This is a genomic window from Roseomonas genomospecies 6 (assembly GCF_008365375.1).
Lineage (GTDB): Bacteria > Pseudomonadota > Alphaproteobacteria > Azospirillales > Azospirillaceae > Azospirillum.
This window is the reverse complement of record NZ_QOKW01000003.1, coordinates 54,611-70,528: the sequence shown is the minus strand read 5'-3', so window position 1 is coordinate 70,528 and position 15,918 is coordinate 54,611. Positions and strand designations below refer to the sequence as shown.

Sequence of the window (15,918 nt, the reverse complement as noted above, 5' to 3'; positions counted from 1 at the left end):
GGGAGGGAAGGGGCCCACGGCGTCAGCCGTGGGAAGGGTGGGGGCGCCGCATGACCGACCTTGATGACAACGACGACAACCTCCCCGACTCCGACCCCACCCCGGCAGGGCGTCTGCGGATCGACAAGTGGCTGTGGTTCGCGCGCTTCTTCAAGACGCGCAGCCTCGCGGCGAAGCTGTGCAACGGCGGCGGCTTGCGGGTGTCCGGCACGGTGGTGAACAAGGCGCATTACGCGGTGAAGCCGGGCGATGTGCTGACCTTTCCGCAGGGGCGGCACATCCGCGTGATCAAGGTGATCGCGCTCGGCAGCCGGCGCGGCCCGGCGCCGGAGGCGCAAGCCCTTTACGAGGACCTCGCCCCGCCGGTGCGGGAGGAGGCGATCCAGGACCCCTACCGCGCGCCGCCGGCCCCGCGGGAGCCCGGCGCCGGGCGTCCGACCAAGCGCGACCGCCGGGCGCTCGACCAGCTCTACGGAGAGGAGTAAGCCGGAACCGCTGGGAAAAGCGGCGGCGAGGCGCAAGCGGGGCCATTGCCATTCGGGCACCGCACCCTCATTTGCGCAAAATAATCCCGCAACGGGCGATTTTTCCGGAGCCATCCCTCCCAATGCTCGAACTGTTCTCCGACCCGCAGGTCTGGGCCAGCCTCCTGACGCTCACCGCGTTGGAGATCGTGCTCGGCATCGACAACATCATCTTCATTTCGATCATGGCGGCCAAGCTGCCGGTCCACCAGCAGCAGAAGGCCCGGCAGCTCGGTCTGGCGCTGGCGCTCCTGATGCGGTTGGCGCTGCTCGCCTCCATCTCCTGGGTGGCGACCCTGACGGAACCGCTGATCACCGTGTTCGGCATGGGCTTCTCGGGCCGCGACCTGATCCTTCTGGGCGGCGGCCTGTTCCTGCTGGCCAAGGGCACCATCGAGATCCACAACACCGTGGAAGGCCACGAGGAGGACAGCGCCGCCCCCAAGATCGCCAGCTTCGGCGCGGTGGTCGGGCAGATCATCGTGCTGGACATCGTCTTCTCGCTGGACAGCGTGATCACCGCGGTCGGCATGTCCAACGATCTGCCGGTGATGGTCACCGCCGTCGTCATCGCCATGGCGGTGATGCTGTTCGCCGCCCGACCGGTGGGCGACTTCGTGAACCGCCACGTCACCGTGAAGATGCTGGCCCTGTCCTTCCTGCTGCTGGTCGGCGTGGCGCTGATCGCCGACGGCTTCGGCTTCCACATCCCGAAGGGCTATCTGTACTTCGCCATCGCCTTCTCGACGCTGGTCGAGGCGCTGAACCTGATGGCCGCCGCCCGCCGCAAACGGAAGAAGGCCGAAGCGCACTGACGCTCCGGCCTTCCTGAACAGGCGTTTCGACGGGCCGTCCCTTCGCCGGGGGCGGCCCGTTCTTCGTTCGGGATCAGGTCCGCATCAGATTGTCGCGGAACTCCACCTCCTCCACCAGATGCTCGTAGGCGAGCTTGAACAGGTCGCGGATGGAGACGATGCCGACCGCGCGCTTGCCCTGGGTGATGGGCAGGTGGCGGTAATGCTTCGACTGCATCAGGGTCAGCGCGTCGATGGCGTCCGCGTCCGGGGGCAGGGTGTCCGGGTTGCGGGTCATGATCGCCGACACTTCGGTCTCCAGCACGTCGATCTGGGTGGAGAGCACCTTGTTGTTCAGGTCGCGCTCCGTGACGATGCCGACGAGGTCGCCATGGTTGACCACCAGGACGGCGCCGATGTTCTTCTCCGCCATCAGCTTCGACACGGTCAGGACGGAGGTGTCCTCCGTCACCAGGATGAGTTCCTGCGACTTCACCACGTCCGGAACCAGCTTCCGCTTCATCATTTCCCCCAAATTGTAATTTGTTTACAAACTCAAGCGCTGCGGGGAAACAATAGCAAATCTCGCGGGTGCAAAACTGCGGCAGAACACCGCACCTCGAAAGGGGTGGTCCGAAATCGGGGGGCGGCCGTCAGCGGCGGCGCAGCACGACGGTCAGGTTGTTGGCGGGCATCTCCGCCACCTCGGCCAGGGTGAAGCCCGCCGCGGCGCGCTCCACCGCGTCCAGGTCGCGGACTCCCCAGGCGGGGTTGCGGGCCTTCAGGTCGGCGTCGAAGGCGGCGTTGCTGGGGGCGGTGTGGCGCCCGCCGCGCCGGAAGGGGCCGTAGAGCAGCAGCGGCCCGCCCGCCGGCAACAGCCGCTCCGCCCCGGCGAACAGGCCGAGCGCCGCCTGCCACGGGGCGATGTGGATCATGTTGATGCAGACCACCGCGTCGGCGCTCCGGATCGGCCAGCCGGCGGAGGCGGCGTCGAGGTCCAGCGGCTCCCGCAGGTTGGGCAGAGTCGCCGCAGCGGCCCAGGCGCGGATGCTGTCCCGCAGGGCCGGGTCGGGATCGCTCGGCTGCCAGATCACGCCGGGCAGCGCCCCGGCGAAGGCGGCGGCGTGCTGGCCGGTGCCGCTCGCCACCTCCAGCACCAGACCTTGCGGTGGCAGGGTGCGGCGCAGCACCTCCAGGATGGGCGCGCGGTTGCGCTCCGTCGCGGGGGCGTGGCGGCGGGAGTCCTCGGGGTGCAGCGGATCGAACATGACGGGCAGGCTACCCCCGCCCGGCGCGCAGGGCAACCGCGGCGGGGTCGCGGCGCCCGGCCATCCAGGCCCCGGCGGCGAGAAGGAGCGCGCCGGCCAGAACCGCCGCGGCGGCTCCCATCAGGGCGGAGTCGAAGCTGCCGGTGCGCTCCACCACCAGCCCCGCCGGTATCGGGCCGATGATCTGCCCCAGCCCATAGACGGCGGTCAGCGCGCCGATGACGCGCGCCGAGGCCCCGCCCGACAACTGCCGGCCCAGCGTGAAGGACAGGGTGACGATCCCGATGAAGGTCCCGCCGAACAGCGCCGCCGACACCACGGCCGCCGTCGGCGACCCGGTGATGGGCAGCAGGATGCCCACCGCCTGCACGACATGGGCGAGGATCAGCGCCCGCCAGGGGCCGAGCCGCCGCCCCGCCGCCGCCCAGATGATGCCGGAGGGCATGGCCGCCAGCCCGGTGACCATCCAGGCCGCGGCGCCCAATTGCGCCGTCTCCGGCATGGTCTTCAGGATGGCGACCAGGAAGGTGCCGGTGACGATGTAGCCGCCGCCCTCCAGGAAATAGGCCAGCGTCAGCAGAACCAGCGGGGCGGAGGGGAGCGCGCGGCCATGGACGGCGCTTCCGGCGGCGGCGGTATGGTGGGGCTCGCGCGGCGGATCGGTCACCCACAGCCAGGACAGCGTGCCGAAGCCCAGGCAGGCCAGCCCCAGCCACAGCCAGTCGCCGCGCCAGCCCAGCCGCTCCCCCATCAGGGCGACGAACAGGCCGCTCGACGCGATTCCGATGCCGACGCCGGTGTAGAGCCAGCCGGTCCACGCCTCCCGCCCGGCGCGGGCCAGAGCGTCCAGGGTCATGGCGATGCCCAGGATGAACATGCCGGCGCTGGCCAGCCCGGAGACGAAGCGCAGCACCGCCCAGACCGCCATGTCCTCGGTGAAGCCCATGCCGGCGGTGGAGGTGACGCTGGCGATCAGCGCGGTGCGGAAGACCGCGGTGCGCACCGCGCCGTGGGGCACCAGCCCGGCTCCCAGCGCCCCCAGGAAATAGCCGAGATAGTTGAGCGAGGCGAGCAGCCCGGCGGCGTCGGTGCCAAGCCCGGTGGCCGCCTGCATGGCCGGCAGGATCGGCGTGAAGGCGAAGCGTCCCACACCCATGGCGATGGCCAGCGCCAGCACGCCGCCGATCAGCACCCGGACCATCATTTCCCCCGACAGGTTCGCGTTATTCGTGTGCGCTCATCCTCGCGCGGCGTACCCCTCATTTCCAATGAATTGTTTCGATGCTATGCTTCACTCACGGTGATGGGAGAAAGCGATGGATCTCGCGGGCCTGCGTGTGGTGAAGGCGGTGGCGGACACCGGCAGCGTCAGCCGGGCGGCGGAAACCCTGAACTGCGTCCAGTCCAACGTGACCGCCCGGCTGAAGCGGCTGGAGGAGGATCTGGGCGTGCCGCTGTTCCTGCGGCTCAGCCGCGGCATGGCTCCGACGCCCGCCGGGCGGGTGCTGGCCGATTACGCCGACCGGGTGCTGCGCCTCGTCGCCCAGGCGCGCGACGCGGTAGCCGATGCGGCGGGGCGTGGCGGCCGGCTGGCCGTGGGCACCATGGAGACGACCGCCGCCGTGCGGCTGCCGCCGATCCTCGCCCGCTTCCACGCGGAGAATCCCGACGTCGAACTGACCATCGTCCCCGGCCCCACCGAGACCATGCTGGGGGAGGTGCTGGCCGGGCGCATCGACGGCGCCTTCGTCTCCGGGGCGGTGGAGCACCCGGAACTGGTCAGCCAGCCGGTGTTCGACGAGGAACTGGTGCTGGTCGAACCCGTCTGCGGCATCACCAGCGAGTCGGGGCGGAACACCCTGCTGGCCTTCCGGCGCGGCTGCGCCTACCGCGCGCGGGCGGAGACGGCGATGCGCGAAGCGGGGCGGGTTCCCTACCGCCTGATGGAGTTCGGGTCGCTGGAGGCCATCCTGGGCTGCGTCGGCGCCGGCATGGGCGTCACCGTGCTGCCCCGTGCCGTGGTGGAGCGGGAACCCTGGCGCGGCCTGTTCACCGCCCGCCCGCTGCCGCCGGAACTGGCGCGCATGCCCACCCGTTTCGTCCGCAGGGCGGATTCGGTGGAGACGGTGGCGCTGCGCGCCTTTTTGGAAGCGGTCGCCGCGGGGAATTCGGGGGGCGGGGCTGCGTCGCAAGCGCCCACACAACCGGCGGGGTTGATCCCGTCTCGGGCGGCGTGCTAGGCAAGCGCCGCGATCAGGCTAAGGTCTATATCCAGACCACGCGCGAGAACGTCAGTCGAAGCGTCTATCGAAGCGACTCGAACCCCGGCGCGTGAACACCGCCGGAACTGGCGAGAACAGCGGAGAACGAATCATGCCCTACGTCGTGACGGAAGACTGCATCAAGTGCAAGTACACCGATTGCGTCGAGGTCTGCCCCGTGGACTGCTTCTACGAGGGCGAGAACATGCTGGTCATCCACCCGGATGAGTGCATCGACTGCGGCGTGTGCGAGCCGGAATGCCCGGCGGAAGCCATCGTGCCCGACACCGACGGCCGCGCGGAGAAGTGGATGGAGCTGAACCGCGAGTACGCCGGCCAGTGGCCCAACCTGACCCGCAAGAAGGACGCCCTGCCGGACGCCGATGCGATGAAGGGCGTGGACGGCAAGTACGAGAAGTTCTTCTCCCCCAAGGCGGGCTGAAAAGCGGGGGCTTGAGCGGAGTCGGGGCTATCGCGGTGCATGGCGTGGATTTGCCGCCATGCAAAATGGACAGGTCGGCCATCGGCGGGCAACGTCGGAATCCAGACGGCTGCCCGCGGGTAACCTTTGTAACCGGACCTTAACATTGCTATAATCCGCGCCCGGAGCCGGCCTCAGCGTCATTGCCGGATTTCCCATAGACCAAGGGCTCAGTGCAACAGTGCGCGGCGTGGAGGACCCCATCCCCACGGTGCGCGGTTGTCACCGGGCCTTTTTCGCCCCCTCCACCGGGGCGGCAAAATGGCGCGATCGCGAGAAGTGAGAGCCAACCCAAATGTCGAACAAGCTTGACTTCGAGGCCGGTGACTTCGTCGTCTACCCGGCCCATGGCGTCGGTCGGGTCGAGGGCATCGAGACCCACAGCATCGCTGGCATGGATGTTCAGCTCTACGCGATCACGTTCGAAAAAGAGCGCATGACGCTCAAGGTTCCGGTCGGCAAGGCCAAGGCCGCCGGCCTGCGCCGCCTCAGCACCAAGGACCGGATCAAGGTCGCCCTGGAGACGCTGCAGGGCCGTTCGCGCGTCCGCCGCACGATGTGGAGCCGCCGCGCCCAGGAGTATGAGGCCAAGATCAACTCCGGCGACCCGGTGGCCATCGCGGAGGTCGTGCGCGACCTGTACCGCGGCGCCGACCAGTCCGACCAGTCCTACAGCGAGCGCCAGATCTATCAGGCCGCCCTGGAGCGTCTGGCCCGCGAGTTGGCCGCCGTCGAGAAGATCGACGAGACCAAGGCCACCGAGCGGCTGGAACTGGTCCTGAAGAAGGCCGCCTGAACTCGGGTGAAAGCCCTCTTCCGCCTCGGGAGAGGGAACTCCGGTCAGGGTCCGATGTTGACGATGAAGGCGCGGCGGATTGGCCGCGCCTTTGTCTTGAGTTTTCGTCTTTCGCCGGGCCTGCGCGGCGCCTACACTCCCGCCCCCGGCCTGTTCTGGGCCGGTCCGTGACCGCTGGATGGGGTGAGCGTCTCCGGCATGTCTGAAGCGCAGAAATTCATCGATCTCCGAAACCCGCGGCGCGTCTGGGCCGTCGGCTCGATCCACGCTCAGACCGATCATCTCCACGCCGTGCACGAGGTGATCGCGGCGCGCTTCCTGCCCGGCGACCGGCTGGTCTATCTCGGCAACATGGTCGGCTGGGGCGAGCGGGTGTTGGAGACGGTGGACGCGCTTCTGGCCTTCCGCACCTGGCTGCTGAGCTGGCGCGGCATGGAGGCCGGCGACATCGTCTATCTGCGCGGCGCGCAGGAGGAGATGTGGCACAAGCTGCTTCAGCTCCAGTTCGCCCCCGACCCGCAGCAGGTGCTCGACTGGATGACCCGCCACGGCGCCGGGACCACGCTGGCCGCCTATGGCGGCACGGTGGAGCAGGGCATGGCGGCGGCCCGCGGCGGCACCATGACGCTCGGCCGCTGGACCCAGGGGCTGCGTCAGGCGATGCACGCGCAGCCCGGTCACGAAAATGTGTTCAACTCCCTGCGCCGCGCCGCCTACTGCACCGGTCCGGAAAGCGGGGAGGGGGGCGTGCTGCTGGTCAGCGCCGGTGTGGACACCCGCCGCCCGCTGGCGCACCAGGGCGACGCCTTCTGGTGGGGAGCGCCCGGTTTCGCCCAGATGTCAGGGCCTTACGGCGGTTTCACCCGCGTCGTCCGGGGCTATGACCCGGCCCGCAAGGGCGTCGCCGTGACCGACCATGTGGCGACCTTGGATGGCAATTGCGGATGGGGTGGGCACCTCGTCTGCGGCTGTCTGTCGCCTTCGGGTGAGATCCTGGACCTGTTCCAGGTCTGATCCATCTCCCTTTTTCCTGCCCGGCTTACCCATCCCCCCGGCATCCGCCACCGATTCCCTTCCGGTCCGGATGATCCGAAGCGTCTTGTCCTGCGTATCACAGTGCAACAGGGCGAGGGGAAAGGCTGTTGTCCCAACCGTCGGCAACCCGTGACCAACCGACGGACCACCGGACCTGAGGGGTCGACCCCTTCGGACTCCGCAGCACAGGGCATGAGCAGCCTGAAAACGCGGCCGCCCAGATGGGAAGGAAGGGACGTATGGCCTACATCGACGATCCCGAGACTCAGCGCGCGAACCTGAGTTTCATCAAGGCGTCCATGCGTGAGCCTCTGCTGACGCGCGACCACGAATTCGATCTGGCCCGGAAATGGCGCGAGGCCGGGGACGAACGGGCCTTGCACGAGTTGGTCCGGGCCTACACCCGGCTGGTGGTGGCGACCGCGGCGCGTTTCCGCAATTACGGCCTGCCGATGGGCGATCTGGTCCAGGAGGGCAACGTCGGGCTGATGCAGGCGGCCAGCCGGTTCGAACCGGACCGCGAGGTGCGCTTCTCCACCTACGCGGCCTGGTGGATTCGCTCCGCCATGCAGGACTACATCCTGCGCAACTGGTCCATCGTCCGCACCGGCACGACCGCCGCGCAGAAGTCGCTGTTCTTCAACCTGCGCCGCCTGCGCGCCCGCATCGAGAGCCTCAGCCAGGGCGGAACCGGGTCCGGAAACGGCCTGACCAAGGAAGGGCGGGAATGGATCGCCGGTGAACTCCAGGTGGACGTGACGGAGGTGGAGGCGATGGAGATGCGCCTGTCCGCCTCCGACCAGTCGCTGAACTCCCCGGTCGCCGACGGGTCCGACGAGGACTGGCAGGATTTCCTGGCCGACCAGCGCCCCTCGCCGGAGGAGGTGGTGATCGGCATGCGTGACAGCCGCACCCGTTCGCAATGGCTGGCGGAGGCGCTGGGCGAACTCAGCCCGCGCGAACGCACCATCATCCAGGAGCGCCGCCTGCGCGAGGAAGGCGCCACGCTGGAGGAGTTGGGCCGCGAACTGGGCGTCAGCAAGGAGCGTGTGCGCCAGCTCGAACACCGCGCCCTGCTGAAGCTGCGCCAGTCGATGCTGAAGCGGGTGGAGGGATTCGGGGATCTGCTGGCGGACGCGTAGAGGAGGGTTTCTCCGATCCTTGTTCCCGCCCGCGCGGACGAGACGAAAACAACCGCTGCGGATCGTGGCGCAGGGGAGGTAGATTGCGGCGGAGCGGCGGCAGTCCAGGGGACATCGGGGAGGGGAAGGCACTCCTCGATCCTTGGAACCCGCGCCGCGACGCCCCATTTCCGCCCGGAACGTCCGGTAAAAGCAGGCATCATGAAAGCCGTGTTCCGCCGCACCCTGGCCGCCGCCACCCTCGCCGTTGCCGCCCTCGCCGTTTCCGTCACCATGACGGGCGCATTCCCCGCGCCGGCACTCGCCGCGCCGCGCGCCGCCGCCCTATCTGCTCAGGATCAGGCGCTGGTGGCGCAGGCGGAAGGCTATCTGAACGGCATCGGCACGCTGCAATCGAAGTTCGTTCAGGTCGCCCCGAACGGGCACCAGACCGCCGGCACCTTCTATCTGTCGCGTCCCGGCCGGATGCGGCTGGAATACGACCCGCCGGTGAAGGACTTCGTCGTCGCCGACGGCGCCTTCATCTTCTATTGGGACGGGGAGATGCGGCAGCAGTCCAGCGCCCCCATCGGCAGCACGCTGGCCGACTTCATCCTGCGCCGGAACATCCGTCTGGCCGGCGACGTGACGGTGACGGGCGTCCATCAGGCGCCTGGCGTGGTGGAAATCAGCCTGACCGAGACCAAGGACCCCGGCAAGGGCACGCTGACCCTGGTGTTCGAGGACCGGCCCTTCCAGCTCCGCAAATGGCGGGTGCTGGACGCCCAGGGGCTGACGACCGAGGTGGCCCTGCTGAACCCGCGCGAGGGCGTGCAGTTCGATTCGAAGCTCTTCTACTTCATCGAACCCAGCAAGGGTGATTACGGGCGGAACAACTGATCCGCTCGGATTTCGCGCGAATCCCATCTCTGCGACAACTCGCCGCCGCAACGAAGTCGTCCTGATCCTGTTGCCGTGATGTACCGGGCGCGGTCACCCGCGTCCGGTGCACTCGAACGGATAAGGGGAGACGGGCCATGGCAACGGATCGGTTGGCGACGGAGGCGATGTACGAGGCCCGGCGGGTCCAGGGCATGAACGATCTGCTGGCGCGCAACTGGTGGGCGCTGGCGCTGCGCGGGGCCGCGGCGGTGATGCTCGGCCTGCTGGCCTTCCTTTTGCCGGGGGCGACGGTCGCCACGCTGGCGATTCTCCTCGCGGTCTATCTTCTGATGGACGGGCTGTTCGCCATCGTCGGCGGCATCCGCGCCGCCCGCGCGCAGGACCGCAGCCTGCCCTTCATCCTGGACGGCGTGGTCAGTCTGGTGGCGGGCACCGTGGCCCTGCTGTGGCCGGAGGCGAGCCTGTTCGCCCTGGTCTTCGTGATCGCCGCCTGGTCGGTCATCACCGGCTTCGCCAAGATCATGACCGCGTGGCGCATGCACCGCACCCACGGCAAATGGGCCTGGGGCGTGGCGGGCGCGCTGTCGGTTCTGTTCGGCATGGGCATGTGGGTGCTGCCGTCGCTGGGGCTGCTCGCCCTGGCCCTGGGCGTGGGCAGCTTCCTGATCGCCTACGGCGCGCTGGCCATCATCACCGCCTTCCGCCTGCGCCGCTGCCACAACGACCGCAACCACCACTCCAACCACGGCAACGCCGTGGCGGCGGAGTGAGGCCGTCGGTCTGAAGGTTCACCGTCCGGGGGCGATGCGGCGGTAGCCGAGCGCCTCCGCGACGTGCGGGCGGCGCACGCCGCCTCCGCCTTCCAGGTCGGCCAGCGTGCGGGCAACGCGCATGACGCGGTGGTAGCCGCGGGCCGACAGCTTCAGCCGCTCCGCCGCCTCGGTCAGCAGGGCGCGGCCCGGCTGGTCGGGGGCGGCGGCCTTCTCCAGCAACTCGCCGTCGGCCTCCGCGTTGGTGCGCACCGCCCGGCCCTCGGGGAAGGGGCCGAAACCGGCGTAGCGCTCCGCCTGGACGGCGCGCGCCACCGCCACGCGGGCGGCCACGTCGGCGCTGCCCTCCGCGGGCGGCGGCAGGCTGAGGTCGGCGGGGCTGACGGCGGGCACGTCGATGTGCAGGTCGATCCGGTCGAACAGCGGGCCGCTGATCTTCGACTGGTAGTCCGCAGCGCATTTCGGCGCGCGGGCGCAGGCCAGCGACGGGTCGTCCAGATGGCCGCAGCGGCAGGGGTTCATGGCCGCGATCAACTGCACCCGCGCCGGATAGGTGACATGATGGTTCACCCGGCTGACCACCGCCTTCCCGGTTTCCAGCGGCTGGCGCAGCGCCTCCAGCGTGGCGCGGGGGAATTCGGGAAGCTCGTCCAGGAACAGCACGCCCTTGTGGGCCAAGGAGATCTCGCCGGGCTTGGCGCGCGATCCGCCGCCGACCAGGGCGGGCAGGCTCGCCGATTGGTGCGGTGACCGGAAGGGGCGCTGGCGCAGCAGCCGGCCCCCCTCCAGCAGCCCGGCGACGCTGTGGATCATCGAGACCTCCAGCGCCTCCGCCGGGTCGAGCGGCGGGAGCAGGCCCGGCAGCCTCGCCGCCAGCATCGACTTGCCGGAGCCGGGCGGCCCGATCATCAGGAGATTGTGCGATCCGGCGGCGGCGACCTCCAGCGCGCGCTTGGCCGTCTCGTTCCCCTTCACGTCGCGCAGGTCGAGCGGCGCCTCGGCGCTTTCCTGAAGGCGCGGGCGTGGGCGTGTCAGCACCTGCTGGCCACGGAAATGGTTGATGAGAGCCAGCAGCGTGGCGGGCGCCAGCACGTCCAGCCCCTCGCCCGCCCAGGCGGCCTCTCCGCCGCAGGCTTCCGGGCAGATCAGCCCACGGTCGCGGGCCAGCGCGTTGATGGCCGCGGGCAGAACCCCGGCCACCGGCGTCAGCGCCCCGTCCAGCGCCAGTTCGCCCAGCGCGCAATAGCGGCTCATCTCCAGGTCGGGCAGCACGCCCATGACGGTCAGCAGAGCCAGCGCGATGGGCAGGTCGAAATGGCTGCCCTCCTTCAGCACGTCCGCCGGGGCGAGGTTGACGGTGATCCGCTTGGCCGGCAGGGCGAGGCCGAGCGCGTGCAGCGCCGCCCGCACCCGCTCCCGGCTCTCGGCCACCGCCTTGTCGGGCAGACCGACCACGGTGAAGGCGACGATGCCGCCGGACATCTGAACCTGAACGTCGATGTCCAGAACCTCGATGCCCTGAAACGCAACCGTGTTGATCCGCGCAACCATGCCAGACGCCATGCCTTGAAAAATGCACGCCACTGTATGTCTCTGCGGCGGGAAATGCCAGAACGACGGGCCGCGCAGAGCCGTTCTGCGGCCAAGCGTCCTTGGGCGTCGGGCCGCTCTGCCCTACACTCCTTGTCAGCAGAACATCAGCAAAGGTCAGAGACCGTGCAGCTTCTTCTCAGCACTTGGGCCGAGGCCGAGGCCTACCTGAAGACGTCCAAGGGCATCATCATGCCCATCGGCTCCACCGAGCAGCATGGGCCGAACGGCCTGATCGGCACCGACGCCATCTGCGCCGAGGTCGTGGCGCGCGGTGTCGGCGACGCCACCGGGGCCATGGTCGGGCCGACCATCCCGGTGGGCATGGCCGTGCACCACATGGACTTCGCCGGCTCCATGACGCTGAAGCCCTCCACCCTGATCGCCCTGCTGCGCGATTATGTGATGTCGCTGGCGGAGCACGGGTTCGAGCGCTTCTTCTTCGTCAACGGCCATGGCGGCAACGTCGCGTCCGTCCGCGCCGCCTTCTACGAGATCTACGCGGAGAACCGCGCCCTGCGGGGCCGGGAGGCTCCGGACCTGCGCTGCACCCTGGTCAACTGGTGGGAAAACCAGGAGATCGCGCGCCTGTCGCGGGAGCTGTTCGGGGCCAGGGAAGGCTCCCACGCCACGCCCAGCGAGGTGTCGCTGACCCAGTTCGCCTATCCCGACTCGATCAAGACGGCGGCGATGGACCCGGAGACCGCCGCGCCCGGAGGCTTCTACGACGCCCGCGATTTCCGCCGACGTCACCCGGACGGGCGCATCGGCTCCGCCCCCGGCCTCGCCACGCCGGAGCATGGCAAACGCCTGTTCGAGACGGCGGTGGAAGCGATTTCCCGGCAGTACGGCACCTTCATGGCGGAGGCCTGAGCGGAAAAGCGAGCGGAAAGGCGCGCTTGCAGCCTTGAACTTGGGCGGGGCTTCACCGCATCATCCCGCGCCGAAACAACGATTGGGGGAACAGCCGTCATGCCGAACCGCCGGAGGCGCGCCGCGCTCGCCATCACCATGGGGGCGGTCCTCGGGCTGGCCGGCGCGCTGGCCGCCGGTCCGGTCCTCGCGCAGGCCGCTCCTCGTACGGATCTGGCCCGTACTGACCTGGTGGTCGGGATGCGGCTGGAGCCGCCGCACCTCGACCCCACGGCGGGCGCCGCCGCGGCCATCGACGAGGTGACCTACGCCAACCTGTACGAGCCGCTGACCCGCATCGACGCCGAAGGCAAGGTCGTGCCGGGCCTCGCGGAAAAGTGGGAGGTGTCGGCGGACGGGCTGACCTACACCTTCCATCTGCGCAAGGGGGCGACGTTCCACGATGGTACCGCCGCCGATTCGGCGGACGTCAAGTTCTCGCTGGACCGCGCGCGGGGCGCCGAGTCGGTCAACGCGCAGAAGGGCTATTTCGCCGCCATCGCCGGGGTGGAGGCGCCGAACCCGCAGACGGTCGTGGTCACCCTGTCGCGGCCCGACGGGCTGTTCCTGTTTCATATGGCGTCGGGCGACGCGGCCATCGTGGCGCCGGAATCGGCGGGCACCAACAAGCAGACCCCGGTCGGCACCGGTCCCTTCAAGTTCGAGCGCTGGGTGGCCGGCGACCGGGTGGTTCTGGTGCGCAACCCCGATTACGACGGGCCGAAGCCGGCGCTGGAGCGCGTCACCTTCCGCTTCATCAGCGACCCGGCGGCGCAGGTCGCCGCGCTGAAGGCCGGCGACATCGACAGCTTCCCGCAGTTCGACACCTACGAGGCGCTGCCCCAGTTCCGCGACGACGGGGCTTTCACCGTCATGGTCGGCACGACGGAAGGGGAGACGATTCTCGGCACCAACAACGCCCGCAAGCCCTTCGACGACGTGCGGGTGCGCCGGGCCATGGCCCACGCCATCGACCGCAAGACGCTGATCGATGGGGTTCTGTTCGGCAACGGGGCCGCCATCGGCAGCCACTTCCCGCCGCACCGCGCCGGCTATGTCGACCTGACCGGCCTCTACCCCTACGACCCGGACAAGGCGAAGGCTCTGCTGGCCGAGGCCGGCCATCCGGAGGGGTTCGAGACGACGCTGCGCCTGCCGCCGCCGATCTACGCCCGCCGCTCCGGCGAACTGATCGCCGCCATGCTGGCGGAGGTCGGCATCCGCGTGAAGGTGGAACCGATGGAATGGGCGCCCTGGCTGGAGAAGGTGTTCAAGGGCAAGGATTACGACCTGACCCTGATCGCCCACACGGAGCCGCTGGACATCGACATCTACGGGCGGCCCGACTATTACTTCAACTACCGGAGCGAGCGTTTCGACGCCGTGGGGGCGGAACTGGACCGCACCCAGGATACCGCCAAGCGCAACGCCCTCTACGGCGAGCAGCAGCGCATCCTGGCCGAGGACGCGGTGAACGGCTTCCTCTTCATGCTGCCTTCGGCCACCGTGCAGAAGTCGGCGGTGCAGGGCATGTGGGTCAACCGCCCGATCCAGGCTAACGACGTGACGGGCGTCCGGTGGAAGTGATCCGGCGCGGCCGGACCGGACCGATCGGGGGCTGAGCCGCGTGCTGGCCTTCCTGGTGCGCCGTCTGCTGACCCTGGCGCTGACGGCGTGGCTGGCCACGCTGGCGGTCTTCGCCGTGCTGGAGGCGATCCCCGGCGACCCCGCCTTGGTCATGTTGGGCACCAGCGCGCAGCCGGAGGCGGTGGCCGCCCTGCGCGCCCAGATGGGGCTGGACCGGCCCTGGCCCGTCCGCTACGCCGGCTGGGTGGGCGGCATGTTGGGCGGGGATTTCGGGACCAGCCTGACCTACGCGCGCCCGGTCGCCGGGCTGGTCGCCGACCGGCTGGCCGTCACGCTGCCGCTGGCGGCGCTGGCGCTGGTTCTGTCGGCGGGGGTCGCCATCCCGCTGGGCCTGTTCGCCGCCGGGCGGCAGGGGCGGGCGGGGGATTGGGCGGTCATGGCCTTCGGGCAGATGGGCATCGCGGTGCCCGGCTTCTGGTTCGCCATCCTGTTGATATTGCTGTTTTCCGTGCGGCTCGGCTGGTTCTCCGCCGGGGGCTTTCCGGGGTGGGAGGCCGGGGCGGGACCGGCGCTGAAGGCGCTGCTTCTGCCCGCCGTGGCTCTGGCCCTGCCGGAGGCGGCGATCCTCGCCCGCATCACCCGCACCGCGGCGCTCGACACGCTGCGGGAGGAGTATGTGCGCACGGCGGTCGCCAAGGGACTGCCGCGCCGCGCCGTCCTGCGCCGCCATGTGCTGCCGAACGCGCTGATCCCGGTCGCCACCATCCTGGGCCTGCAATTCTCCTTCCTCGTCGCCGGGGCGGTGGTGGTGGAGAACGTCTTCACCCTGCCGGGGCTGGGGCGGCTGCTCTATCAGGCCATCGGCCAGCACGACCTGATCGTGGTGCAGAGCGTCGTCGTGCTGCTGGCGGTCACGGTGGTGGCGGTCAACGCGCTGGTGGACATCGCCTGCGCCGCCATCGACCCGCGCCCGAGGGTCCAGGCATGACGCGGCTCATGAGAAGATTGCGGCGTCTTCCGGTCAGCCTGCTTCTGGGCGGGCTCCTTACCGCGCTGGTGGTGGGGGCGGCGCTGCTGTCCCTGGTTTGGACGCCCTTTCCGGCGGAGCAGGTGCGGGTGGTCGCCCGGCTGCGCCCGCCGGGGCCGGTCCACTGGCTGGGCACCGACCATTTCGGGCGGGACGCGCTGTCGATGATCCTGGTCGGCGCCCGCAATTCCCTGGCCGTCGGGGCGGCGGCGGTGGCTCTGGGGGCGGTTCTGGGCGTGCCGCTTGGGCTGGCGGCCTCCGCCTGGGGGCGCTGGGGGGACGAGGCGGTGGCCCGGCTGGGCGACCTGCTGTTCGCCTTTCCCGCGGTGCTCACCGCGATCCTGCTGACCGCCGTTCTGGGGGCGGGGGCGGTGAACGTCGTGCTGGCGCTGGGCTTGTTCAACGCCGCGGTCTTCGCGCGGGTGGCGCGCGGGGCGGCGCTGGCCGTCTGGCGGCGGGACTTCGTGCGCGCCGCGCTGGCGCTGGGGCGCGGGCCTCTGTCGGTGACGCTGGTGCATGTGCTGCCCAACATCGCCGGGGTGGTGATCGTCCAGGGGACGGTGCTGTTCGCCGTGGCCGTGCTGAACGAGGCGGCGCTGAGCTACCTCGGCCTGGGCATCCAGCCGCCCTCGCCCTCCTGGGGCAAGATGCTGGGCGACGCGCAGACCTTCCTGTTCACGGCCCCCCTCCAGGCGATCTTTCCGGGGGCGGCCATCGCGGTCACGGTGCTGGGGCTGAACCTGCTGGGCGACGGGCTGCGCGACGTGCTGGACCCGCGCCACCGCTCGGCGGGGCTGCTGTAGACTTGACAGTCTGCCACTTGACACAAGGCGCATGGCCTTGTGTCAA

General features: G+C 69.8%; 17 protein-coding genes. 13 read left to right on the top strand and 4 right to left on the bottom strand.

The window, feature by feature from the left end:
• The first annotated feature begins 50 nt into the window (after window positions 1-50).
• On the top strand, window positions 51-485 hold the full coding sequence (locus DS843_RS04895; RefSeq protein WP_149467766.1) for an RNA-binding S4 domain-containing protein: 435 nt from the start codon (window positions 51-53) through the stop codon (window positions 483-485).
• A 122-nt stretch (window positions 486-607) separates the two neighbouring features.
• Window positions 608-1,339 (top strand): TerC family protein, encoded by a 732-nt coding sequence (locus DS843_RS04890; protein ID WP_149467765.1) that lies wholly within the window; start codon window positions 608-610, stop codon window positions 1,337-1,339.
• A gap of 73 nt (window positions 1,340-1,412) precedes the next feature.
• On the opposite strand, the gene DS843_RS04885 is transcribed toward DS843_RS04890, so the two are convergent.
• The 3 genes from DS843_RS04885 to DS843_RS04875 all read right to left on the bottom strand — a co-directional run bounded on the left by DS843_RS04885 (window position 1,413) and on the right by DS843_RS04875 (window position 3,790).
• Entirely contained in the window at window positions 1,413-1,844 is a 432-nt protein-coding gene (locus tag DS843_RS04885) for a CBS domain-containing protein (protein WP_286191937.1), read from the bottom strand.
• Between the two features lie 127 nt (window positions 1,845-1,971).
• A complete protein-coding gene (locus DS843_RS04880) occupies window positions 1,972-2,586 on the bottom strand; it encodes a DUF938 domain-containing protein (RefSeq protein ID WP_149467764.1) in 615 nt (204 codons plus the stop codon).
• Window positions 2,587-2,596: 10 nt separating this feature from the next.
• Complete coding sequence (locus DS843_RS04875) at window positions 2,597-3,790, bottom strand: YbfB/YjiJ family MFS transporter (RefSeq protein WP_286191936.1); 1,194 nt, start codon at window positions 3,788-3,790, stop codon at window positions 2,597-2,599.
• A 112-nt stretch (window positions 3,791-3,902) separates the two neighbouring features.
• Between DS843_RS04875 and DS843_RS04870 the strand changes: the two genes are divergently transcribed.
• From DS843_RS04870 to DS843_RS04840, 7 genes are all read left to right on the top strand, one after another.
• Window positions 3,903-4,826, top strand: a complete 924-nt coding sequence (locus DS843_RS04870) for a LysR family transcriptional regulator (RefSeq protein WP_149467763.1) — start codon at window positions 3,903-3,905, stop codon at window positions 4,824-4,826.
• A 133-nt stretch (window positions 4,827-4,959) separates the two neighbouring features.
• Window positions 4,960-5,289 (top strand): ferredoxin FdxA, encoded by a 330-nt coding sequence (gene fdxA / locus DS843_RS04865; protein ID WP_149467762.1) that lies wholly within the window; start codon window positions 4,960-4,962, stop codon window positions 5,287-5,289.
• Window positions 5,290-5,623: 334 nt separating this feature from the next.
• Window positions 5,624-6,124, top strand: coding sequence for a CarD family transcriptional regulator (locus DS843_RS04860; protein WP_014238739.1), 501 nt, complete (start codon window positions 5,624-5,626; stop codon window positions 6,122-6,124).
• Window positions 6,125-6,322: 198 nt separating this feature from the next.
• Window positions 6,323-7,138: a hypothetical protein gene (locus DS843_RS04855; RefSeq protein ID WP_149467761.1), complete on the top strand. Its 816-nt coding sequence runs from the start codon at window positions 6,323-6,325 to the stop codon at window positions 7,136-7,138.
• A 260-nt stretch (window positions 7,139-7,398) separates the two neighbouring features.
• Window positions 7,399-8,301, top strand: a complete 903-nt coding sequence (locus tag DS843_RS04850; protein WP_149467760.1) for an RNA polymerase factor sigma-32 — start codon at window positions 7,399-7,401, stop codon at window positions 8,299-8,301.
• 201 nt (window positions 8,302-8,502) lie between these two features.
• Complete coding sequence (locus DS843_RS04845) at window positions 8,503-9,180, top strand: LolA family protein (RefSeq protein WP_149467759.1); 678 nt, start codon at window positions 8,503-8,505, stop codon at window positions 9,178-9,180.
• A gap of 137 nt (window positions 9,181-9,317) precedes the next feature.
• On the top strand, window positions 9,318-9,953 hold the full coding sequence (locus DS843_RS04840) for an HdeD family acid-resistance protein (RefSeq protein ID WP_286191935.1): 636 nt from the start codon (window positions 9,318-9,320) through the stop codon (window positions 9,951-9,953).
• Between the two features lie 18 nt (window positions 9,954-9,971).
• Here DS843_RS04840 and DS843_RS04835 read toward each other — a convergent pair whose 3' ends face one another.
• Entirely contained in the window at window positions 9,972-11,504 is a 1,533-nt protein-coding gene (locus DS843_RS04835; protein ID WP_149467758.1) for a YifB family Mg chelatase-like AAA ATPase, read from the bottom strand.
• Window positions 11,505-11,669: 165 nt separating this feature from the next.
• Here DS843_RS04835 and DS843_RS04830 point away from each other — a divergent pair, with 165 nt between their 5' ends.
• The 4 genes from DS843_RS04830 (at window position 11,670) to DS843_RS04815 (ending at window position 15,872) form a co-directional block, all read left to right on the top strand.
• On the top strand, window positions 11,670-12,416 hold the full coding sequence (locus DS843_RS04830; RefSeq protein WP_149467757.1) for a creatininase family protein: 747 nt from the start codon (window positions 11,670-11,672) through the stop codon (window positions 12,414-12,416).
• A 99-nt stretch (window positions 12,417-12,515) separates the two neighbouring features.
• On the top strand, window positions 12,516-14,042 hold the full coding sequence (locus DS843_RS04825; RefSeq protein WP_149467756.1) for an ABC transporter substrate-binding protein: 1,527 nt from the start codon (window positions 12,516-12,518) through the stop codon (window positions 14,040-14,042).
• Window positions 14,043-14,082: 40 nt separating this feature from the next.
• A complete protein-coding gene (locus DS843_RS04820; protein WP_149467755.1) occupies window positions 14,083-15,030 on the top strand; it encodes an ABC transporter permease in 948 nt (315 codons plus the stop codon).
• Complete coding sequence (locus DS843_RS04815) at window positions 15,027-15,872, top strand: ABC transporter permease (RefSeq protein ID WP_286191934.1); 846 nt, start codon at window positions 15,027-15,029, stop codon at window positions 15,870-15,872. The genes DS843_RS04820 and DS843_RS04815 overlap by 4 nt, the downstream gene beginning before the upstream one ends.
• Window positions 15,873-15,918 lie beyond the last annotated feature (46 nt).